Source organism: Flavobacterium sp. AC267 (genome assembly GCF_979258715.1).
The window spans coordinates 711,165-731,597 of record NZ_OZ409875.1; the positions used below are offsets into that span (position 1 = coordinate 711,165).

20 protein-coding genes and 2 pseudogenes are annotated in these 20,433 nt (G+C 34.1%); 4 read left to right on the forward strand and 18 right to left on the reverse strand.

Annotation, left to right across the window (positions count from 1 at the left end):
- Positions 1-26: 26 nt before the first annotated feature.
- The 9 genes and pseudogenes from ACZZ95_RS03840 to ACZZ95_RS03880 form a co-directional block, all read right to left on the reverse strand.
- On the reverse strand, positions 27-569 hold the full coding sequence (locus tag ACZZ95_RS03840) for an RNA 2'-phosphotransferase (RefSeq protein ID WP_463468076.1): 543 nt from the start codon (positions 567-569) through the stop codon (positions 27-29).
- 77 nt (positions 570-646) lie between these two features.
- Positions 647-1,174 carry an NADAR family protein gene (locus ACZZ95_RS03845; RefSeq protein WP_463468077.1) on the reverse strand — a complete coding sequence of 176 codons (528 nt, stop codon included), beginning with the start codon at positions 1,172-1,174 and terminating at the stop codon, positions 647-649.
- 8 nt (positions 1,175-1,182) lie between these two features.
- On the reverse strand, positions 1,183-2,265 hold the full coding sequence (locus tag ACZZ95_RS03850; RefSeq protein ID WP_463468078.1) for an adenylosuccinate synthetase: 1,083 nt from the start codon (positions 2,263-2,265) through the stop codon (positions 1,183-1,185).
- Between the two features lie 185 nt (positions 2,266-2,450).
- The gene (locus ACZZ95_RS03855) at positions 2,451-3,320 is read right to left on the reverse strand and encodes a hypothetical protein (protein WP_463468079.1); all 870 of its coding nucleotides are present in this window, start codon (positions 3,318-3,320) and stop codon (positions 2,451-2,453) included.
- A 2-nt stretch (positions 3,321-3,322) separates the two neighbouring features.
- Complete coding sequence (locus ACZZ95_RS03860; protein ID WP_057115248.1) at positions 3,323-3,655, reverse strand: hypothetical protein; 333 nt, start codon at positions 3,653-3,655, stop codon at positions 3,323-3,325.
- 131 nt (positions 3,656-3,786) lie between these two features.
- A pseudogene (gene prs / locus ACZZ95_RS03865) lies at positions 3,787-4,621 on the reverse strand (ribose-phosphate diphosphokinase).
- Between the two features lie 74 nt (positions 4,622-4,695).
- On the reverse strand, positions 4,696-5,388 hold the full coding sequence (locus ACZZ95_RS03870; protein ID WP_463468080.1) for an NUDIX hydrolase: 693 nt from the start codon (positions 5,386-5,388) through the stop codon (positions 4,696-4,698).
- Positions 5,389-5,495: 107 nt separating this feature from the next.
- Positions 5,496-5,720 carry a PKD domain-containing protein gene (locus ACZZ95_RS03875; protein WP_463468081.1) on the reverse strand — a complete coding sequence of 75 codons (225 nt, stop codon included), beginning with the start codon at positions 5,718-5,720 and terminating at the stop codon, positions 5,496-5,498.
- A gap of 200 nt (positions 5,721-5,920) precedes the next feature.
- On the reverse strand, positions 5,921-6,826 hold the full coding sequence (locus ACZZ95_RS03880) for a LysR family transcriptional regulator (RefSeq protein ID WP_463468082.1): 906 nt from the start codon (positions 6,824-6,826) through the stop codon (positions 5,921-5,923).
- Between the two features lie 85 nt (positions 6,827-6,911).
- Between ACZZ95_RS03880 and ACZZ95_RS03885 the strand changes: the two genes are divergently transcribed.
- The 3 genes from ACZZ95_RS03885 to ACZZ95_RS03895 all read left to right on the forward strand — a co-directional run bounded on the left by ACZZ95_RS03885 (position 6,912) and on the right by ACZZ95_RS03895 (position 10,692).
- Positions 6,912-7,673: a type 1 glutamine amidotransferase domain-containing protein gene (locus ACZZ95_RS03885; RefSeq protein WP_463468083.1), complete on the forward strand. Its 762-nt coding sequence runs from the start codon at positions 6,912-6,914 to the stop codon at positions 7,671-7,673.
- Between the two features lie 171 nt (positions 7,674-7,844).
- A complete protein-coding gene (locus tag ACZZ95_RS03890; protein WP_463468084.1) occupies positions 7,845-9,002 on the forward strand; it encodes an iron-containing alcohol dehydrogenase in 1,158 nt (385 codons plus the stop codon).
- A gap of 694 nt (positions 9,003-9,696) precedes the next feature.
- On the forward strand, positions 9,697-10,692 hold the full coding sequence (locus ACZZ95_RS03895) for an NAD(P)H-dependent glycerol-3-phosphate dehydrogenase (RefSeq protein WP_463468085.1): 996 nt from the start codon (positions 9,697-9,699) through the stop codon (positions 10,690-10,692).
- A gap of 142 nt (positions 10,693-10,834) precedes the next feature.
- On the opposite strand, the gene ACZZ95_RS03900 is transcribed toward ACZZ95_RS03895, so the two are convergent.
- From ACZZ95_RS03900 to ACZZ95_RS03910, 3 genes are all read right to left on the reverse strand, one after another.
- The gene (locus ACZZ95_RS03900; RefSeq protein ID WP_095953848.1) at positions 10,835-11,242 is read right to left on the reverse strand and encodes a hypothetical protein; all 408 of its coding nucleotides are present in this window, start codon (positions 11,240-11,242) and stop codon (positions 10,835-10,837) included.
- Between the two features lie 99 nt (positions 11,243-11,341).
- Entirely contained in the window at positions 11,342-12,361 is a 1,020-nt protein-coding gene (locus tag ACZZ95_RS03905) for a phenylalanine--tRNA ligase subunit alpha (RefSeq protein WP_057115257.1), read from the reverse strand.
- Between the two features lie 121 nt (positions 12,362-12,482).
- Entirely contained in the window at positions 12,483-12,839 is a 357-nt protein-coding gene (locus tag ACZZ95_RS03910; RefSeq protein WP_095953847.1) for a hypothetical protein, read from the reverse strand.
- A gap of 244 nt (positions 12,840-13,083) precedes the next feature.
- On the opposite strand from ACZZ95_RS03910, the gene ACZZ95_RS03915 reads away from it, so the two are divergent.
- Positions 13,084-13,635 (forward strand): CvpA family protein, encoded by a 552-nt coding sequence (locus ACZZ95_RS03915; protein ID WP_463468086.1) that lies wholly within the window; start codon positions 13,084-13,086, stop codon positions 13,633-13,635.
- A gap of 460 nt (positions 13,636-14,095) precedes the next feature.
- On the opposite strand, the gene ACZZ95_RS03920 is transcribed toward ACZZ95_RS03915, so the two are convergent.
- From ACZZ95_RS03920 to ACZZ95_RS03945, 6 genes and pseudogenes are all read right to left on the reverse strand, one after another.
- Complete coding sequence (locus ACZZ95_RS03920; RefSeq protein ID WP_463471619.1) at positions 14,096-14,341, reverse strand: glycoside hydrolase family 95-like protein; 246 nt, start codon at positions 14,339-14,341, stop codon at positions 14,096-14,098.
- A gap of 54 nt (positions 14,342-14,395) precedes the next feature.
- Positions 14,396-16,491, reverse strand: a pseudogene (locus ACZZ95_RS03925) (glycoside hydrolase family 95 protein); the annotation flags it as partial.
- 336 nt (positions 16,492-16,827) lie between these two features.
- Entirely contained in the window at positions 16,828-17,700 is an 873-nt protein-coding gene (locus ACZZ95_RS03930) for a sialate O-acetylesterase (RefSeq protein ID WP_463468087.1), read from the reverse strand.
- Positions 17,660-18,772: a sugar-binding domain-containing protein gene (locus ACZZ95_RS03935; RefSeq protein ID WP_463468088.1), complete on the reverse strand. Its 1,113-nt coding sequence runs from the start codon at positions 18,770-18,772 to the stop codon at positions 17,660-17,662. Before ACZZ95_RS03935 ends, ACZZ95_RS03930 begins: the two co-directional genes overlap by 41 nt.
- A 113-nt stretch (positions 18,773-18,885) precedes the next feature.
- Positions 18,886-19,764, reverse strand: coding sequence for a glycoside hydrolase family 5 protein (locus ACZZ95_RS03940; RefSeq protein WP_463468089.1), 879 nt, complete (start codon positions 19,762-19,764; stop codon positions 18,886-18,888).
- On the reverse strand, positions 19,718-20,389 hold the full coding sequence (locus ACZZ95_RS03945; protein ID WP_463468090.1) for a BACON domain-containing protein: 672 nt from the start codon (positions 20,387-20,389) through the stop codon (positions 19,718-19,720). Before ACZZ95_RS03945 ends, ACZZ95_RS03940 begins: the two co-directional genes overlap by 47 nt.
- Positions 20,390-20,433: the final 44 nt, after the last annotated feature.

The following is a 20,433-nucleotide window of genomic DNA, read 5'->3' on the forward strand; positions in this document are numbered from 1 at the left end:
TAGTTAATTTAATTAATTTTACAACATCAAAAATCGATATATTTTACGGGAACTTCATCAGTAAGCCAAACATTATTTTCAGATAAATAAAATTTAAATCCGTCTCTGTACATCTGACCGCTTCTTATGCTCAAAATTTGCGGAGCTCCTCTTCTACTTCCTACTTTTATCGCCGTTTCACGATCTTTAGAAAGATGTACATGCTGACGGCTCATTTTTTGTAAACCTTCTTTTTTAATGCTTTCCAAAAACTTTGCAACAGTTCCGTGATATAAATATTCTGATGGTTCTGTTTCTGCTAAATCTAATTCAACAGAAATCGAATGCCCTTGACTGGCTCTGATTTTCGTTTTGTCGTCGTTAAATGCGAAACGTTTTTTATCGTTGTTTTCCACAACGTAATTTAAAAGTTCGACATTTAATGAATTTCCTTTTTGAGAACATTTTGTTATCAACTCTTCTACATCTGCCCAGCCATTTTCGTCTAATTTTAATCCGATCGTTTCTGGTGAATGTCTAAGCACCAGACTTAAAAACTTGCTGACGCTTTTTGCTGTTTTTTCATTCATTATCAATATTTTTTTTCTACCAATGAAATGTTTTCTACCAATGAAATGTTCCTACGGAACATCTAATTGGGTATAATTTATTTCAATTCATCTCTAACTTCCATCAAAGCAAAACCCAGCAAATTCAAACCTTTCCATTTCTGCGGGTTCATAACATCTTTGTGATCGCCCGCCATACCGATTCCCCAGATTGCATCTACAGGACTTGCTTCTACTATAACTCTGTCTTTTGTATTTAGTAAAAAAGTTTTCAGTTCTTGATTTTGACTGAACTTATGATAATTCCCTTCTTTCACAATTTCAAATCTCGCGGCTAACCAAAGCGTTTCGTTATAGTTCTTCACTTCACGGCCTAACTTTTTAGCTTCGGCAGGAGAATTAGCTTTAATGATTTTTGCTAAAATTTCATTGTCCTTAAACAATTCAGCTTTCTTGGCCATCATCCAGTGTTCTGCAGTTTTGTAGATCACTTTATCTACTTCAAAAGAACATAACCACCATTGACTAAAACAGGTTTTAGTAATTGTTCCGTCATTACTTGGCTGATGTCCCCAGAAAAACAAAAATTTATTTTCTTGACTAATATTATCTATATTGTATTTCATTTTTTCTGTTATTGAAACAAAGAAGTAATCTCTTTAAAATCTTTAGAATCGGGTGAAAATGATCCGTAAATGGCATTGAAATCTGTTGTCAAATTTTCAAATTCATAGTCTTTCTCTAACTGATCCATACAGGTTACAACCAAATTTCTTTTTGTATTTGGACTATAAGTCGCGTCTAGTTTTAAAGCGTAATTCAACAAATCATAATCAAGATCTGCAAATCTCAGCTGTTTTTGATATTCGTTGAAAACACAGGTTTCTTCTTCGTTATTTTTTAATTTTAATTCAACTTCATTTGGCATCCAGCCGTGACCGTGTCTTGTTGTGTAACTTCTGGTTACGTAATACACTTCTATATCATCAATTTTTAGTTTATTGCAAATTTCAATCGCATTTTTCGAAGTAGTATTCGCATATGTCACATTCGGAAAAACACCATGATCCATATCGAGGAGAATTCCCTGACTTCCTTCAAAAATTAAATTATCAAACTTTGCAAGAAAACTGTAATCAACAATATTCCATTTTATTTTATCTACTGCTTCCAGATAATCCTGAACATCCTGATCGATGTCTGGTTCATTTAAAAAACCGTAGTAATAAGCAATTTGGTTTAGTTTTTCTAAAAGCATTTCGCGGGGCGCTACCAAATCAATCGCAAATAATTTATAAGGCCCTTCGTTCCTTTTCATGGTTGAACCAATGCCTTTTCCGCAGGTTCCGTGATCTATGTTTCTCACGTTTCCTCTGTTGTGCCAAACATCAAACGGAGTGGTCACTTTTGCCAATGGATGAATATACAGATCCAGATTAGCATTTTTTTCTTTTAATTCTTCTCTTTCATTAAACAGAAAAAGCGGATGAATCGTGCAGTGTTCGCTGTAGTAAGACGGAAGTCCACGAAGCGCACCGCTGGCAAAGCTGGAATGAACGTGTTTTCTATCATCAATCATAACCGTATGCGCGACCTGCTGTCCTCCAGAAAACCGAATAACTATAGATTCAGGATTTTGTTTTGCCAGAAAATCTGTTGTTATTCCTTTTCCTTCATCACCAAATCCTAAACCTATAACTATTTGAGCTCTTTTCATTTGTTGTTATTATTAATCTCGCAAAGTCGCTAAATCGCAAAGTTTTTTTGTCAGCAACTCTTTTTAAGTTCTATTTTAAACTTTATCATTTAGTAAAAAATCTTTGCGCCTCCGCGTCTTTGCGAGCAAATTTCTCGTCGTTGAGAAAAAAAATTTCTTTTTAATCTGGTGAAGTCCCAAAACTTTTAAAGCATATCTATATTATCTAAACCTGTACTTGTTGTATCAGAAACTGGTATTGTTCCTGAAACAGAACTTTTATGTTTATCGCAGATTATTTTCTTGATTACGTTTGGAATTTCTCTATGATCTTCAATTGAAAGACAATTTTGTCCTAACAATTCTTTCCATTCGACATCAGCATTTATCGCTTGTCCGGAATGCAAAACACTAATATGATATACATCGTATCTTTTTTGCGCTTCTGCCAATAATTCAAGATGTGTATAAGTCTGTTGTCCTTGACCCATAATTTCTTTTATTGCCGATGCAGGAAGTGTTTTTAAACCAGGTTCATCGCCTACTGTAAACAGCAATCCTTTTTGACCTCTTTTTTCGAAAGCATCGGTTTTAGTATGAAATGCGGCAAAATACCATGCTAACAAATAACTTTCTCCGGCGTTTCCTCCGCCACCGCCTTCGATATAGGTTCTCGTTAACCACATGTCTAGTTCTTCATCTCCAGATTCAAACTGTCCAACCTGCAATGGATACCTGTCGCATTCGTGATCGCCGATTCCTAAAAACAAAAGTGCCGGATCTGGAACACCTCCCTGAATAATTCCTCCCATTAATTTTGGAAGTCCTTCTTTGATCAGTTCGTGTGGAATATGTCCCATACTTCCTGTAACGTCTAGTCCTAAAATAATTGGAACTGTGTTTGGATGAACGTCTGAATCTCTCGCTTCTCTGAAAATCACTCCTTTTGGATTCATTGATTCATGCGCCATTCGTAACGCATTCTGTGTAAATATCTCGCCAGCCGATTTACTAGCATAACCTACTTTTTTTGCTCTGCTTTCGCGAGCACCGAAATCATATCTTGTACCTCCCATGACTAAAATGTTTTACCAAATAAATACTCAAATCTCTTTTTTGTTACTTCAAACTGGATATTTAAATTTCTGATGGTCAGCGAAAGCTCCATATCTTTTTGCACAAAAGCTTCTGGCTGAAAATCGGCAAAGGTTAAACTGTTTTTATCCAGCGGACTAATATCGATAAGTCCTTCTTGTTCTCTTTCGAGTCTTTTTATTTTTAATTCGATATCCTCAACTCGACGTCTGTATATTAATTCAGAATCTTCGCCAATAGTTTTGGCTCTATCCTCTCTTATCTGATCATTGTTTCTTTTTAAAGACTCAATAAATCTTGGTTTTAAATCGCTCATAATTTTATTTTTTTGTTTCAGGTTTCAGGTTTCAAGTTGTGAACTTGATTTGAAATGTGGTTTAAACTTGAAACGGTTAATAGCATTTTTTAGGTTACTTCGGATAACGTGAAACCTGAAACTTTAAACTTTTAAACTAAAGTATCTAGTCCGATTACCGTAACATTTTCGCCTTCAAAGTCTTTAAAAGAATTCGTCGTAAAAATGCCGTCAAAGCAGTTTAAAACTTCAAACCCTTTATTAAAAATTCCGTGGCTTACTGCTAAATATAATCTTCCGGCATTTTTCTTTTTCAATTCTTCGGCTAGACCGACAAAAGTACCGCCACCGTCGCAAATATCATCTACAATTAAGCAGTCCATTCCGTTTAGATCATCTTCGTAAACTTTAAATCCAGATAATCTTCCTGTTTTTACATCACGACTTTTCGTTGCATTCTACAACTTCAACACCGCCTAAAAATTCAGAAACTTTATAGATTTTCTTTAAAGCACCTCCGTCTGGAGAAATCAATTTTACGTTTTCGCCAATTCTTTTTAAAACTTCTTTGATAAAAGTATAGTTTGGAATTACTGTAGAATTATTTAGTAAAGCTGGAGTCACTTCTGAATGCGCATCAAAAACAAAAACTTTATTTAACTGCAAGGCATTTATAATATCTGCATATACTTTTACAGATAATGGTTCGCCAGGAATCATAACACGATCTTGTCTTGCGACCGGGAAATACGGAATAAAAAGATCGATAATTTTAACATCCATTCTGCGAAGCGCATCAACTGTAACACATAATAATCCTAAATCATTGAAAGAATTTAAGCGGTGTGTAATTGTTATTTTTCGATTAGCATCAAAATCTGGGCTGATTTTGATGTGTGGTTCTCCTCCAGAGAAAGTAAAACTTTGAAATTTGATTTCTTCCTGATTTTGAAAAGGAGCGAATTTTGGGTCGAGATTTAGTATCATAGTTTTTTAGTTTGCGTTAATTATACGCAAATGTAGAATTAAATTTTAAATAAACAATTTATTTTGTGTAAAAATTACGCAAACTTTATTTCGAAGTGAAAACCTTCTTTTATTAATTCGTTGTATTTTAGTTTATTAAACTTAAATAACTTGGCTGGACGTCCTGTTTTTATTGGAGAAAAATTTTCTGTTTGTTCTAAAATACCGTAGCTGAGTATTTTTTTTCTAAAGTTTCGTCGGTCAATTTCTTTTTCTAGAATGGTGCAATAAAGATTTTCAAGATCTGAAAACAAGAATTCTTCAGGAAGTAAATCGAAACCAATTGGTTCGTAAGTCAGTTTTGCTTTTAGCCTTGTAATGGCTTTTTCGAGTATCAAATTATGGTCGAATGCCAAAGACGGGATTTCATCAATTTTAAACCATTGCACTCTTTCTGCATCTGTACTGGCTTTGATGTCTAAGTTTGAAGCATCAACCAAAGCATAATAAGCAACCGAAATAACGCGATTTCTGGAATCTCTATCAATGTCATCTCCAAAAGTGTACAACTGCTCCATAAAAGTCAGTCGCACGTTTGTTTCTTCATGCAATTCGCGAATTACTGCATCGCTTAGTGATTCTGAATCCTGAACTAAACCACCCGGAAGAGCCCAATATTTTTCTGAAGTACCAAACTGCTGTTCGATCAATAAAACGTATAGATCATTGTTTTTATACCCAAAAACAATCGCATCGACAGCAATTCTAATATTTTGTAATTTTTCCATAATCATAAATCATATCAAACAAATATAACGAATGAGAGTCAATTTTATAATTTATGCTTTTGCATTAGATTATAAAATTGACTCTCATTAATATCTTTTAATTTTTTCTAGTTAACAGTCACAGTTCTTTTAGGAACAGAAGTACATTCTGCACCATCTTTTTTAACCGTAACTTCAGCCTTAGCTTCATATGTACCAGCTGTCGCGTAAATATGTGTTACCACTGTACCAGTTCCCGTAGTTCCATCACCAAATGTCCATTTCACTCCAACTAAAGTTCCAGTTCCTGAATACTCAACTGAATAGTTCATTAATTTCGGATTAGCAAGCATCTGTTGAATTATGTAATTTAACAAAAAATGATTCTGCTAGACAATCTATTATCACTTCGTCATCATGTTTACTGCACGAATTACTTATAAGTACAGTTGCGATAAGCATTAACACTTTTGCAATCTTTTTCATTTTTGAAAATTTTAGTGGTTCATTTATCAAAATTACTCTTTTACACTACAGAAACAAATGATTAAAATCATAACCTATTTCCAAAAAACAACTTCAGTTCTTTAGCAATTATGTCAAAAAACGAATTTAAGTTATTATTTTTTGGTGCTAACAAATACACAAATTCTTCTGGCACGTGAAAACTATTCCACACCAGTCGCAGTTTATTTTCTTTTATTAATTTCCTCGCATTACAATTCCAAGTTACGGCCACTCCATCATTTTTGGATAAAAGTTTTAGCATTTCAGATTCTGAAGGAATAATATAATTGGGAACCATTGAAGGTCTTTTTTTATTGAAAGCATGAAGCCAGAATAATTTTATGTGCGGAATTCGAGCATCATGACTGTACCATTTCTGCCCATTGAGCCATTGTTCTATTTCACTAAAATTGTCTGCTTTTAATTTTTGACGAAAATCTGTTATGTCTAAATGTGTTGGCGCCACCATTATCAGTTTTATTTTTCCAACAATTTCATAAGTGGTATCAAAAGTATCGAACCTTTTTGTCGTGATGGCGAAATCAAGTTTTTTAGCATCTACTAATGCAAATAGTTCATCGTTTTCTGCGAAAGTAAAATCGATCAAATCAAACTTAGAAATCAAAAGATCGCCAACGCAATGGAAAAGATGTTTTGAAATTCCGACTGAAATTAATCTATTGGCGTCTTCCGCTTTTGCCCTGAAACCTGCCTCGACACTTTCTAGCCGATCCAGCGCATCTATAATCAAATTATTCAGTAACTTAGCGTATTCGGTTGGTTCAACGCCTTTAGATTTCCTATTAAATAATTTATTTCCAACATGCGCTTCGAGCATAGAAATTTGCTGACTAACGGCGGGCTGGCTCATAAATAACTCTTTTGCCGCTACCGAAAAATTACCGTTTTTGTAAACTGCCTTAAATGTTCTGTACCATTCTAGATTTACCATGACATAAATTTATTTATAACAAACATAGTTTATTTTATTTTTACTGATATCACATAAGCTGTAAATTTGTTTAAAATTTAATCTAATGAAGAAAATAGCATTACTCGCAATAATTGCATTTACAGCTTCAAGCATTTCTGCTGTGGCTCAAAAATCAAATAAAAAAAGTATGAAAAAAGTATTATTTGTTGTAACCAGTAATGATAAACTGGGCAATACAGGAGAAAAAACAGGATTTTGGTCAGAAGAATTTGTCGCACCATATTACGAATTACTAGATCAGGGAGTCGAGATTACGATTGCTACTCCGCTTGGAGGACAACCGCCAATTGATCCAAAAAGTGCAGATCCAGCTTCTGCAACTGAAGACACAAAACGTTTTGACGCAGATAAAGTTTTACAGGAAAAACTAAAAAACACTTTAAAGCTTTCAACAATTAACCAAAAAGATTACGATGCGGTTTTTTACCCAGGAGGACATGGACCACTTTGGGATTTAGTCGAAGACAAAAATTCAATCGCTCTAATCGAAGCTTTTTATACTAATAAAAAACCAGTTGCTTTTGTTTGCCATGCTCCAGCAGTTTTGAAAAATGTAAAAGTAAACGGTGAATATTTAGTAAAAGATAAAAAAGTGACTGGTTTTACAAACTCTGAAGAAGAAGGTGTAGGCTTGACAAAAGTTGTTCCGTTTTTATTAGAAGACGCACTAACTCAAAATGGTGCAAAATTCTCAAAAGGACCAGATTGGCGACCTTATGCTGTAGAAGATGGTCTATTGATTACAGGTCAAAACCCTGCTTCATCTAAATTGGTAGCTGGAAAATTATTAAAGCAATTGAAGTAAGTAAAGATGCTAAGATTCTAAGTTGCTAAGGTGCTAAGATTTTAAAACTTAACCCTTTTGCACTTAATAAATAAATTAAAAGAATTAATAATAATCGATGTTGAGATTCTAAGATTAAGTTAAAAAAACTTAGAACCTCAGAACCTTAGCATCTCAGAACCTTAAAAAAACATGCTAAACTTTGAATTATATAATCCGACGAATTTAATCTTCGGAAAAGGACAAATTGAAAAACTTTCGACTTTAGTTCCAAAAGATGCTAAAATTCTTTTGGCTTACGGCGACGGAAGTATTTTTAAAAACGGAATCTACGATCAGGTAATTGCGAACTTAAAAGGTTTTGAAATTGTAGAATTTGGCGGCATAGAACCAAATCCACATTTTGAAACTTTGATGAAAGCAGTTGATGTTATCAAAAATGAAAAAATTAATTTCATTCTTGCCGTGGGCGGAGGATCTGTAATTGATGGTGTGAAATTTATTTCGGTCGCCGTAAATTTTGACGGAAATCCGATTGATATTTTGCAGAAACGTATTCTGATTAAAGAAAATGCGATGCCTTTTGGTACCGTTTTGACACTTCCAGCAACGGGAAGTGAAATGAATTCCGGATACGTAGTAACAATTGAAGCTACTCAGGAAAAATTATCTTCTGGCGGAAGTGCTTTGTTTCCACAATTCTCTATCTGTGACCCTTCAGTAATTGCATCTTTACCAAAAAGACAACTTGAAAATGGTGTTGTAGATGCTTACACACATGTTATGGAACAATATTTAACGTATCCAACTGATGCATTTTTACAAGATAGAATTGCAGAGGGAATTCTTCAAACCTTAATTGAAGTTGGTCCAGGCGTTGTAAAAAATCCAACCGATTATACTTTGGCTTCCAATTTTATGTGGAGCTGTACAATGGCATTAAACGGATTAATTCAGAAAGGTGTTCCAAGCGATTGGGCAACTCACATGATTGGCCACGAATTAACAGCGCTTTACGGAATCGATCATGCGAGAACTTTGGCGATTATTGGACCAAGTTTATACAATGTAATGTTTGAAACTAAAAAAGCAAAATTAGCCCAATACGGAAGACGTATTTTTAATCTTTCTGGTTCTGATGAAGAAGTGGCAAAAGAAGCAATCAATAAAACGGTTGAATTTTTCCATACAATGGGAATGGATACTAAACTTTCACAATACACAGAAGATTACGGCAATACAGCAGATTTTATCGTAAATCGTTTTGACGAAAGAGGCTGGAAAGGTCTTGGTGAAAATCAATTGGTAACTTTAGATAAAGTGAAATCTATTGTTGAAATGAGCTACTAAATAAAATAAAATTCCAATCCCGAAGCCTCGGAATTAAATTCCAAATTCCAATTGCGCACGTAAGTATTGGAATTTGGAATTTTTATTTGAAATTGGAATGTGGAATTTGGAATATTGGGATTTAAATTTCAATCGTTGGAATTTGGAGCTTAGAAAAATTGGAATTTCACAAAAAAGGCGTTCTTAAAAAAATTAGGAACGCCTTTTCAAAATACTAAAACAAAACTAACTAACTCAATTTTTTTCAAATTCATTAAAATTCTAATTTATAAAGAGTTCAAACGCACAGTTTTATATTTTATTGTGTAGGGAGAAAAATATTTTTATTGATAAATCAAATCATTCAGCAAACTCGTTATTATTTAAAGCTTTCGTTCATTTTCTTCTCCAGTATTTTATTCATTATTTCAATCTCTTTTATAATATCTTAAAAATTACATTCTTTTTTTCTCCTAAGACTTTACCTTCCATAAAAGATTTTAGAGGTCAAAAATTAATATATCATAATTGAAAGAAATTTCTCAAAAATACTATTTTTTGTATTAATTGAGTTTTTAAAACTAAAATATCTTCTGAAATTCAGTCGCTTTTAATTTAAATGAAAATAAACCCAAATGTCTTTGGCAAAATTCTTAAATTAGACTTTGCTTTATTAGCACATTATTAAGTACTTTTGTTTTAAATTATTAAAATAATGAGCGAAAAATTAAAATTTGCAGTAATTGGAGGAGGGAGCTGGGCAACGGCAATTGCAAAAATGTTATGCGTTAATCTTTCAGAAATTGCCTGGTATATGCGCAATGACTCTGCCATTGAACATATTCAGAAATACAAACACAATCCAAATTATTTAAGTTCTGTTGAATTTGATACTAACAAGCTTAAATTAACCAACAATATAAACGAAGCAATTGAATACGCAGATTATATTATTTTTGCGATTCCTTCCGCTTTTTTAGATGCCGAATTAAAAAACATGACGGTTTCGTTAGCTGATAAAATTATTTTTTCGGCTATTAAAGGTATCGTTCCTGAGACAAGTTTAATCGTTGGCGAACATTTTCACATTCAATACGACATTCCTTACTACAACATTGGAGTTATTACAGGTCCTTGCCACGCCGAAGAAGTAGCTCTTGAAAGACTTTCTTACTTAACAATCGCATGTGGTGATCCTGAAAAAGCCTGCATCGTAGCTAAATCTCTTTCTGGAAATTACATTAAAGCTAAAATTTCAGACGATATTATTGGTACTGAATATGCCGCCATGTTGAAAAACATCTACGCAATAGTCGCTGGAATTGCACACGGATTAGGTTATGGCGATAATTTCCAATCGGTTATGATGAGTAACGGAATCCGCGAAATGAAGAAATTCATTAGAAAAGTTCATAAAATGAAACGTAACATCAATGATTCAGCTTATTTGGGCGATTTATTGGTTACAGGATATTCTGTTTTCTCAAGAAACAGAATGTTCGGTAATATGATTGGAAAGGGATATACCGTAAAAAGCGCCATGATGGAAATGAGTATGGTTGCCGAAGGTTATTATGCTACAAAAAGTGCTTATAAATTAAATCAAGGATACGGAGCAAAAACGCCAATTATCGATGCTGTTTATGCTGTTTTATATGAAGGAAAAGACGCTAAGGCAGTATTTAAGAAATTGACAGAGTCTTTGGATTAAGAGAAAAGAATATAGAATAAAGAGAATAGATATAGACTTTTGTCGATTATAAAAAAAGAGCCAAGATCTAAATAATTAGTCTTGGCTCTTTTCTTTTACTATTTTGTAGAGTCTATTTTCTTTATTCTTTTCTCTATTTTCTTTACTTCACCATAACCCCTTCAACAAACAAAATCGGCACTTCTTCCGTTTTATTTTCGTCAAGCGAATTAGATTTGAAGATGAATTTCTTGTCGTATAAAGTATTTCCGATAAAGAAAGTCACCATAAATTCATTATTCATAACCAAAAGACTTTTCTCAATCATTTCGATTTTTACAACAGAAACTGCTGGAACCTCAACAAAAGCATGACGCAGAATCGAAGTTTTTTTCATTTCGCCGTCGATAGTTCCAAAAGCTTTTGAAACGACCATTACGCTGTCTAAATTGAAGTCACTGTCATTAACTAAATAAGCATACCATACTTTTTCCATAAAGTCATCGCTCCATTCCTGCACAGCGGCAAGGAATACGTTTTCTACTTCTGGAATTACTATATCTTTTTTCATATGAGTCAAAAGTTTGAAAGTCGAAAGTCATAAAGTCGAAAGCCAAAAGCCATAACTATGAGACTTTTGACTTTCGACTTTATGACTTTTTAACTTAAATTATATATTTGATTTAAACTGCTCTAAGAAACGAACATCGTTTTCATAAAACATACGGATATCGCCAATTTGGTATAAAAGCATTGCAATACGCTCTACTCCCATTCCGAAAGCAAAACCGTTGAATTCATCAGGATTGATATCACAGTTTTTAAGAACGTTTGGATCAACCATTCCACATCCTCCAATTTCTAGCCAGCCAGTTCCTTTTGTAATACGGTAATCAGTTTCTGTTTTTAGTCCCCAATAAATATCAATTTCAGCACTTGGCTCTGTAAATGGGAAATAAGACGGACGAAGACGAATCTTAGATTTTCCGAACATTTCTTTAGTGAAATACAATAATGTCTGCTTCAAATCGGCAAAAGAAACATCTTTGTCAATATATAATCCTTCCACTTGATGGAAAATACAGTGCGAACGAGATGAAATTGCTTCATTACGGAAAACACGTCCTGGTGAAATTGTACGAATTGGCGGTTTGTGATTTTCCATATAACGCACCTGAACAGATGATGTATGCGTACGCAATAAAACATCTGGGTTTGTCTGAATGAAAAATGTATCCTGCATATCTCTCGCCGGGTGGTATTCTGGCAAGTTTAATGCTGTAAAGTTATGCCAATCGTCTTCGATTTCTGGACCTTCAGAAACGTTGAATCCGATATTAGCAAAAATATCTATAATCTGATTTTTAACAATCGAAATTGGATGGCGAGAACCAATAATTACTGGTTCTGCCGCACGCGTTAAATCGCCGAAAATGCCTTTAGATTCTTCTTTACTTTCAAGTTCTTCCTGAATAACTCTTACTTTCTCTTCAGCAACCGCTTTTAAAGTATTTATAACTTGTCCAAAATCCTTTTTTTGATCGTTTGGAATATTTTTAAATTCAGTAAAAAGTTCCTTCAATAAACCTTTACTACCTAAATATTTAATACGGAATTGTTCTAAAGATTCTTTGTTTTTATCATTAAAGGCTTTGGCTTCCTCTATATGTTGTTTTATCTTATCTATCATTTTCCTTCAATAATTGAGATACAAATTTAGTGTTTTTAGTTGAAATTATACAGTCACAGTCACAGTTTTCAGTTTTCACTTCAATCAGCTCTAAACTGTGACTGTGACTGAAAACTAAAAACTACTCAATCAATTCTCGTTCTAAAAAATAATTTACAATCGCTTCTTTCATTAAAACAGATTGTTCTCCAGCTTTTAATGGTGGTAATTCTTCTTTTACCTTATAATGCGGCCATCCTTCTGCATCAAAAAAATCAAATTCATAAAACCCGTAAGGCTCTAATAATCTACAAATTGCAATATGCATTAAGTTTAATTTTTCATCTTTTTTGAATTCACGGTGCACTTTTCCGAGTTCCTGAACTCCAATTAAGTAAATTATGGCATCTAAATCTAAATCTTCACCTTGCGAAAACTGATTAGATAATATCTCGACGAGCTTTTCCCATCGCTCTTTTAGTTGTGTATCTCTGGACATTTTAATTAATGATTTTTGATGGCAGGTTTTAGATTGCGGGCTAAAAATTTAATTCTGAGGGGCAGAATCACAATCTAAACTCTAAATTTTGATTTGCAAAGATACATAGTTCAAATTCAATGTGCCTAAAAAAATTAAACACATACAAAAGAGAACTCCAAAAAACCTTTGAACCTTTGTCGCTAAGAGCCTTTGAACCTAAAAAAAACTATATATTTGCGCCTTTATTTAATACACCAAAATCATGAGTTTTTTTGATATAATTGTGGCCGCACTTTTAGCTTTTAGTTTATATAAAGGAATCAAAAACGGACTTTTTGTAGAAGTTGCTTCTTTTATTTCGCTCCTGTTAGGAATTTATCTTGCCATAAAATTTTCTTCTATAATGAAAGAAATGATCAGTAAACATGTATCATGGAATCCGAATACTATACAAGTTACTGCTTTTATCCTGACTTTTATTCTAGTTGTAATTGGAGTTTACTTTTTAGCCAAAATCCTTACCGGAATTGCCGATTTCGCTTTTTTAGGATGGGCCAATAAACTGGGTGGAGGTTTCTTTAGAATCTTAAAAACGATCCTGATTATGAGTATTTTTATTGCTCTTTTTGAGAAAATAAACTTCAATGAAACTTTTGCAAAAAAAGAAACTCTCGATAAATATTATTTTTACAATCCGATAAAAAAAGTAGCGGCTTTTGTGTATCCTTCAATTGAGAAATGGTATGAAACTTTTAAGGAAGAACATGTTAAAAGTTCTGAAGAGAAGTCAAATGAAATTAATGAGAAAGAATAAATAGTATTTTAAAAGAAAGTCCCATCGGGACGAAATATTTATAGAAAATTTATAAATGTACCATCATAAAACCCCAGCGGGGTGAAATATATAATGTGCCACTCCGATGGAACTTAAAATCCAACAATTCAATTCCCAAAATTCCAATAAACGCCTTTAAAACGAAATCCAACAGGTTTTAAAAAACCTGTCGAGTTTGTTTTTTATACATATTCTATAATGCCCCAGCGGTGCAAAATATTTATAGAAATGAAATCCAGCGCATGTAAAAGAGCTCCTAAGGAGCGAAATATATCTAAATAGCGAAGATTTTACATGTCGCTCCGCTGGAGCTCTATATTATTATGAACACATATTATTTTCTATAAACATTTCACTTCTCCGAAGCTTATTTATAGAAGCAAACCCGACAGGTTTTAAAAACATGTCGGGTTTGACAAAGATTACGTTTAGAACTATTTTACCAGTTCACTTCTAGTTTTTCTCCTTTTTTCAAGGTGATATTTTGTTTTTTATCGCCAGAAATCAAAGTCGTTTTCCCTCCTATTTTAGATGAAACTGCTACTTTTTTGAGCATTTTATTTTCCCAATTCATTTCAATTTCAAATCCTCCACGGGCGCATATTCCTTTTACTGATCCAGTTTCCCAAGTGTCTGGTAAAGCGGGAAGTAATCGAATTTCGTTTTCGTCTGACTGAACCAGCATCTCAGCAACTGCCGCCGCACCTCCAAAATTACCATCAATTTGAAATGGCGGATGCGCGTCGAATAAATTCGGATACGTTCCTCCTCCTCTTCTTGGTTTTTCTGTTTTTTTGCCGTCAGGATCAACGTAACGCAATAATTCACGGAACATTTTATAAGCGCGGTTTCCGTCCCAAAGTCTTGCCCAAAGATTTATTCTCCAGCCTTTTGACCAGCCGGTTGTTTCATCTCCTTTTATTTCTAAAGTTTTTCTCGAAGCCTTAGCCAGATCAGGAGTTTTTAATGGCGTAATATGATCGCCAGGAAAAAGTCCAAATAATTGTGATTGATGACGATGTTTCGGGTCGTTATCTTCCCAATCAAAATACCATTCCTGCAAATTTCCTTTTTTACCAATTTGATACGGATATAATTTTGAAAGTGCTGTTTCAAGTTTTTTTCTTAAATCAGCATCAACATTCAGTTCTTTTGATGCTTTTATGGTTTTATCAAAACATTCGCGAATCATTGCTAAATCGGCAGTTCCTCCATATAGAGTAGCACCAACAAAGCCATCTGCCAGTTTGTATTGATTTTCTGGTGAAGTTGACGGCGATGTAATTAGATTTCCATTTTTATCGGTCACAAGCCAGCCCAAGCAAAATTCAGTCGCACCTTTCATCAACGGATATCCTTCTTTTTTCAAATATTCTCTGTCCTGCGTAAAGATATAATGTTCCCATATATGTGTACTGAGCCAAGCGCCTGCCAATGGCCAGCAAGCCCACATCGGGTCTTCTTTTCCAAATTGTCCAACCGGATTGGTCATTGCCCAAATATCTGAATTATGTGTCACGCCCATCCTTCGTTTACGCCATAAAAAGTCTTTGCCGTCACTTTTCCTGTTACCGAAAGGTTTTTTATAAAGCTCAAAAGCGAAGTGTGCATTTCTGAAAGATTGGTGTTTTCTGCCAGCCAATAATTCTCTTCCAGATTGATATTCATCGTGTAATTACTACTCCAAGGCGGATTTAAATGCGGATTCCAAAGTCCTTGTAAATTTGCAGGAACACCCAAAGTTCTTGAAGAACTGATTAATAAATAACGACCGTAATTGAAATATAAAATTTCCAGATTTTTATCTTCTTTTCCGTCAGCATAACGTAGTAAACGCTCGTCTGTCGGCAAATCTGGAGCAGTTGTTTTTCCTAAATCTAAATTGACACGATTAAAATATTTTTGATAATCTGCAATGTGATTTTCTTTTAGTTTATCGAATGGTTTTGCAAATGCCTTGTTCAAATTCTGTAAAGCAATTGACACATCGTCTAAACCTTCTGTTGCTGGATTTTTGTCGAAACCATTAAAACTTGTGGCAACTGAAACATAAATAATAGCTACTGTAGCATCTTTTAAAGATAACGATTCTCTCGAAATTGTAATCTTTCCGTCTGTTTTTTTGATTTGGACTAAAGTGGTAAATCTTGTTCCTCTTTCTTTTATGTCCAGATATTTTGGCACAACTGGATATCCAGCATTTTCATGAATCGGCGCCACACCTGTCATAACCAAAATATTGTTTCTTACTTCAACATTTGACTTTAAAAGGCTTTTTGAATTGATATCAAAATTTAAAGCTCCTTTTTGATCGGCTGTCAATTTGATTACCATAATTTGATCTGGCGCTGAAACAAAATATTCGCGGGTATATTTTATGCCGGCCATTTCGTAGCTTACTTTTGATACTGCATTCGAAATATCCAATTCCCGATAATAATTAACGGCTTTTCCTTTTTCGTAATTATTGATTTCTAATGTTCCCAAAGGAGCATAAGATTCGGAGTTTTTACCCTGAACTTTTTTATTTAGTTCTTCGGCTAGTTTGTAATTTTCATTTTTTAATGCTTCCCGAATTGCCGGAATGTTTTTGTAAGCCTCGGGATTCATCTTAGCGTTTACCGGTTCTCCTGACCAAAGTGTAATATCATTCAAATAAATTTTATCTGAATTTGCACCTCCAAATACAGTTGCCCCCATTTTACCATTTCCTAAAACCAAGCTTTCTTCAAAGAATTCTGCGGGTTGTTTGTACGATAAAACATGTTTCGATTGCGCCGAAATGTTTGTATAGTAAGAGGTAAGAAGTAAAATGAAAAATGTTTTTTTAATCATATCTGGTTATCTTATCCTAAAAGGTTTCTAAAACCTCTTAGGTATTTATTGAATATCTAAAACTAATAAAATCTATCTAATACCTAACAGGTTTTAAAAACCTGTTAGGATAGAAAATCAGATGTTTATTTTTCTACCGATGAAATGTTCCGATGGAACATGTCATACAGATGTAAAAGTTTTTTATAAATGTAAAATAGATTTTTATTCCCTTTATTAATTACTAACTACTAATCACTAACGACTAATTACTAAGGACTAGGAACTAAGTGCTAACAACTAATCACTAATCACTAACAACTAATCACTAAGAACTAAGCACTAATCACTAAAAAACTACTTACTCACACTATACTTCTCATTCGCCGTAATCAGTTCCCAATTATCGGTTCTAAATGGCGATGCCGGAAATTTTTCTTTATTGCAAAGATTGATTGTCGTATCGTCATCTGCCCAGCCGTAATGTACTGCGACAGGATTTAGAACTTTCTCACTTGAAACAATTATTTTATTGTCTTTAATTATCGCTTTCGCCGCATGGAAAACTTTGTCTGAACCAGCGATTTCAAATCCTTTAAGTTCATTGTTATTTAGCGTTGATAATCCGCTTCCTGTATTATCGAAAGTAAGGATAATTTGGTTTCCTTTTATCTCCTGCGATTTGTAAGTTGGACCGCTGTGAACTTGCTTTTTTCCGTAAAGATCATTCATTGCAATTGCCGCTAAACGCAGTCCAATATCTTGTTTATTAGTTGGGTGAATGTCTTTTGCGTTTCCGATATCGGTTGTAACTGCCATTCCTGTATTTGGAAGTTTAAGCGTTTCAGATTGTGCTTCGCGAAGTTCTGCCCATCGGCTTCCTTTTTGACTGTTGCCTCCAAATTCATCAAAAGTTGATAATTGAACAAAATAAAATGGAAAATTACCTTGTTTGAATTTGGTTCTCCAATCGTTAATCATTAACGGGAAAGACTTTTTGTATTCTTTTGCTCTCCAAACATTGGCTTCACCTTGATACCATAAAACCCCCTGCATAGCATACGGAACTAACGGATTTACCATTGCGTTGTATAATAAGGATGGATAACTATTTGGTGAAATGGCAATTTTTACCTGAATGACATTGAATTTCCAAAGTCCGTCAAGCGGAAAATTTGAGCCATTAAAATCAATTTTTAAATCGGTTGGGTCGCCGTAGATACCTGCCACCGCTATAATCTGTAATTCGAACAGCGATTACATTGGTTCCTTCTTTTAAAACATTGGCAGGAATTTTATAAACCCTTAGTTTGTCCCAAAGATTATTAGTTCCCACTTCAACTCCGTTTACATAGGTTTTATCTTCGTCATCTACTTTTGCTAAATGTAATGTTGCTTCTTTTTTTGCTTGTTCTGCCGTTAAAACAATTGTTTTTCGCATCCAAACAATTCCGTCGATGTTGCCAATCTGTTGATTTTCCCAAAGTGAAGGCACTTTTATTTCCGGCCAATTTTTATCCTGAAAATTTGGGTCTTTAAATTGAGTTTCATTTTCCATGGAAACATCAAAACCTTGCACTTTTTTCAGATTGTCTAAAACTGATTTTTTATAAATTTCAAAAACCGAATCAATATCTACAACTGGAACATCGGCAATCATTGCTTTAAATTCTGGACTGTTTTGAAATGCTTCACGGCTTGTCCATGTTTCTACGTTGGTGCCGCTCCAAGAAGTATTAATGATTCCGATTGGAATTTTTAATTCTGAATATAGTTTTTTGGCGAAATAATAACCTACTGCCGTAAAATTACCGACGGTTTCTTTGCTTGAAACTTCCCATTTTCCTTGTTTCAAATCGTCTTTTGGAGTACCGCTTAAATCTTGAGCAACACCAAAATGACGAATCATTGGATAATTAGAATCTGCAATTTCTTTTTCGGCATTCATGGTTTTTATAACCTGAAATTCCATATTGGATTGTCCGCCGCAAATCCAGACTTCGCCAACCAAAACATTTTTGATTGTAATTTTATTTTTTCCAATAATGATTAATTCAAATGGGCCTCCGGCTTTTTCAGCACTTAAATTTACCGTCCATTTTCCGTTTTTATCGGCTTGTGTTTTCTTAATTTGTTTGTTGAAATGAATTTCTATACTTTCATTGGCATCGGCAAAACCCCAAATCGGAATTTCTTTGTTCCGCTGAAGTACCATTCCGTCCGAGAATATTAAAGGCATTCTCACATTAGCATTAGATATAACACTAAAAATCAACAAAATAAAAACAACAACTTTTTTCATTTTTTCTAATTTAATTGTTTTTAAACCATACAAGTGATATAAGTTACTTTAAGTTTTTATTAACGCTGTGCTTAAATTTACTTATATCACTTATATGGTTTTTAACCTCATTTTTATTGTAATCCTTCTTTTAAAGCGTTTAAAGCTTGAGTATCAAACACAGAATTATCGCTTCTTTTGAAAATTCCGAAACCATTATTTCCTATGCTTCCTTCATCCCAATAGAATGGTAATAATCCATTTGCTTTTGCAGTTTTTACAACCGTTTTTAAATAATAGGCTCTTGAATTTAAATGTAAAGTCAAAGCATCTCCTGTTAATGTCGTTCTGCGGATTGCTCCAAATTCTCCCAACAAAACTGGAATTCCTTTATCTACAAACTGCGTTTTCATTAATTTGAAGTTTTTCTCTAAATCAGCTTCTTCTCCCCAAGTGGCATTTCGTTCTGTATCGGTTGTAGAGTGGAAACCATTCCCCCAATAGTAGAACATTTTGCCCCAAGTTTCATCTTTGGTCAATCCTGCAAAATTCCAAGGTGAATAATAATGTACTTCAACCATCATTCTGCCTGTAACTTTATCTACTGGCAATGTAGTCATTAATTTGTTTGTTTTTTCTATATCTGTTGTTGGTCCCTGCACTACTAAAACACGAGAAGCATTTTTTCCTCCAGTTGAACGAACGGCATCAATAAAAGTTTGGTGATATGAAGTTAAAACCGCCATTTGCGCCGCATCTTCTACTGCTGGTTCGTTGGCACTTGCAAAAAGTAAATGTTCGTCAAATCCGCGTAAATGCGTTGCAATCTGCTCCCAAAAAGCTTTTTGTTTCGCGTTGTTTTCTACCTTTTTAGCTTCAGTAATATTATTTTCCAACCAGCCGCCGTCCCAGTGAATATTTACCAAGACATACATATCATTGTCTACACAATATTGAACTACTTCTTTAACCCTGTTCAACCATTCTGTTTTGATTTTTGCCGTTGCAGACATTTTCTAGATTCTGATTCCAAGAACACGGAATACGGATCGCATTAAATCCGTTTGCTTTTACAGCATCAATCAAAGCTTTAGTCACTTTTGGATTTCCCCAAGCTGTTTCGCCTCCAGTTGCTTCAAGTGTATTTCCGATATTCCATCCTAGTTTAATTTTTGTCGCCAATTCAACTGCTGAACTTGCCATTCCAGAGGCATCAGCCGCAATTGGATTTGTATTATAACTTGGATATAAACCTGCCGCAACTCCAGTCGCCTGAGAAACTGTAATTTCTGAAGCATTGCCTTCAGTAGAAGTTAATTTCAATACTGCATTTCGTACTGCTGTATCTACATTTTCTGAAGCTGTAATTTTGACAATTGTACTTCCAGAAGTTCCAACGGCCTGACTTAATTTGATCCAGCTTGCCTGATTACTTAAAGTCCAGTTTGTAGCGTTGGAAGTAATTGTTATCTCAACCGTAGTTTCTTTGCTTTCTAAATCAATTTTATTTGTGCTCGCACCAAGTGTCTTTATGGATACAGGAGCTGTATCTTCTTTGTCTGAACTGCAGGCTAAAACTCCTAGAAATGCAAAACATAAGGCAAAACTTAATAGGTAATCTTTAATTGTTTTTTTCATTTTATTTGGTTTGGTGGTTAATATCAACGCCAGCTTAAAAGGGC

What these genes read in the sequence shown, in the direction of transcription:
- ACZZ95_RS03880 (WP_463468082.1), bottom strand. Translation starts at nt 6,826, where the DNA reads ATGGTAAATCTAGAATGGTACAGAACATTTAAGGCAGTTTACAAAAAC.
- ACZZ95_RS03855 (WP_463468079.1), bottom strand. Translation starts at nt 3,320, where the DNA reads ATGGGAGGTACAAGATATGATTTCGGTGCTCGCGAAAGCAGAGCAAAA.
- ACZZ95_RS03885 (WP_463468083.1), top strand. Translation starts at nt 6,912, where the DNA reads ATGAAGAAAATAGCATTACTCGCAATAATTGCATTTACAGCTTCAAGC.
- ACZZ95_RS03840 (WP_463468076.1), bottom strand. Translation starts at nt 569, where the DNA reads ATGAATGAAAAAACAGCAAAAAGCGTCAGCAAGTTTTTAAGTCTGGTG.
- ACZZ95_RS03915 (WP_463468086.1), top strand. Translation starts at nt 13,084, where the DNA reads ATGAGTTTTTTTGATATAATTGTGGCCGCACTTTTAGCTTTTAGTTTA.
- ACZZ95_RS03850 (WP_463468078.1), bottom strand. Translation starts at nt 2,265, where the DNA reads ATGAAAAGAGCTCAAATAGTTATAGGTTTAGGATTTGGTGATGAAGGA.
- ACZZ95_RS03875 (WP_463468081.1), bottom strand. Translation starts at nt 5,720, where the DNA reads ATGCTTGCTAATCCGAAATTAATGAACTATTCAGTTGAGTATTCAGGA.
- ACZZ95_RS03845 (WP_463468077.1), bottom strand. Translation starts at nt 1,174, where the DNA reads ATGAAATACAATATAGATAATATTAGTCAAGAAAATAAATTTTTGTTT.
- ACZZ95_RS03940 (WP_463468089.1), bottom strand. Translation starts at nt 19,764, where the DNA reads ATGTCTGCAACGGCAAAAATCAAAACAGAATGGTTGAACAGGGTTAAA.
- ACZZ95_RS03895 (WP_463468085.1), top strand. Translation starts at nt 9,697, where the DNA reads ATGAGCGAAAAATTAAAATTTGCAGTAATTGGAGGAGGGAGCTGGGCA.
- ACZZ95_RS03945 (WP_463468090.1), bottom strand. Translation starts at nt 20,389, where the DNA reads ATGAAAAAAACAATTAAAGATTACCTATTAAGTTTTGCCTTATGTTTT.
- ACZZ95_RS03910 (WP_095953847.1), bottom strand. Translation starts at nt 12,839, where the DNA reads ATGTCCAGAGATACACAACTAAAAGAGCGATGGGAAAAGCTCGTCGAG.
- ACZZ95_RS03905 (WP_057115257.1), bottom strand. Translation starts at nt 12,361, where the DNA reads ATGATAGATAAGATAAAACAACATATAGAGGAAGCCAAAGCCTTTAAT.
- ACZZ95_RS03920 (WP_463471619.1), bottom strand. Translation starts at nt 14,341, where the DNA reads ATGCTGGTTCAGTCAGACGAAAACGAAATTCGATTACTTCCCGCTTTA.
- ACZZ95_RS03935 (WP_463468088.1), bottom strand. Translation starts at nt 18,772, where the DNA reads ATGAAAAAAGTTGTTGTTTTTATTTTGTTGATTTTTAGTGTTATATCT.
- ACZZ95_RS03900 (WP_095953848.1), bottom strand. Translation starts at nt 11,242, where the DNA reads ATGAAAAAAGATATAGTAATTCCAGAAGTAGAAAACGTATTCCTTGCC.
- ACZZ95_RS03860 (WP_057115248.1), bottom strand. Translation starts at nt 3,655, where the DNA reads ATGAGCGATTTAAAACCAAGATTTATTGAGTCTTTAAAAAGAAACAAT.
- ACZZ95_RS03870 (WP_463468080.1), bottom strand. Translation starts at nt 5,388, where the DNA reads ATGGAAAAATTACAAAATATTAGAATTGCTGTCGATGCGATTGTTTTT.
- ACZZ95_RS03890 (WP_463468084.1), top strand. Translation starts at nt 7,845, where the DNA reads ATGCTAAACTTTGAATTATATAATCCGACGAATTTAATCTTCGGAAAA.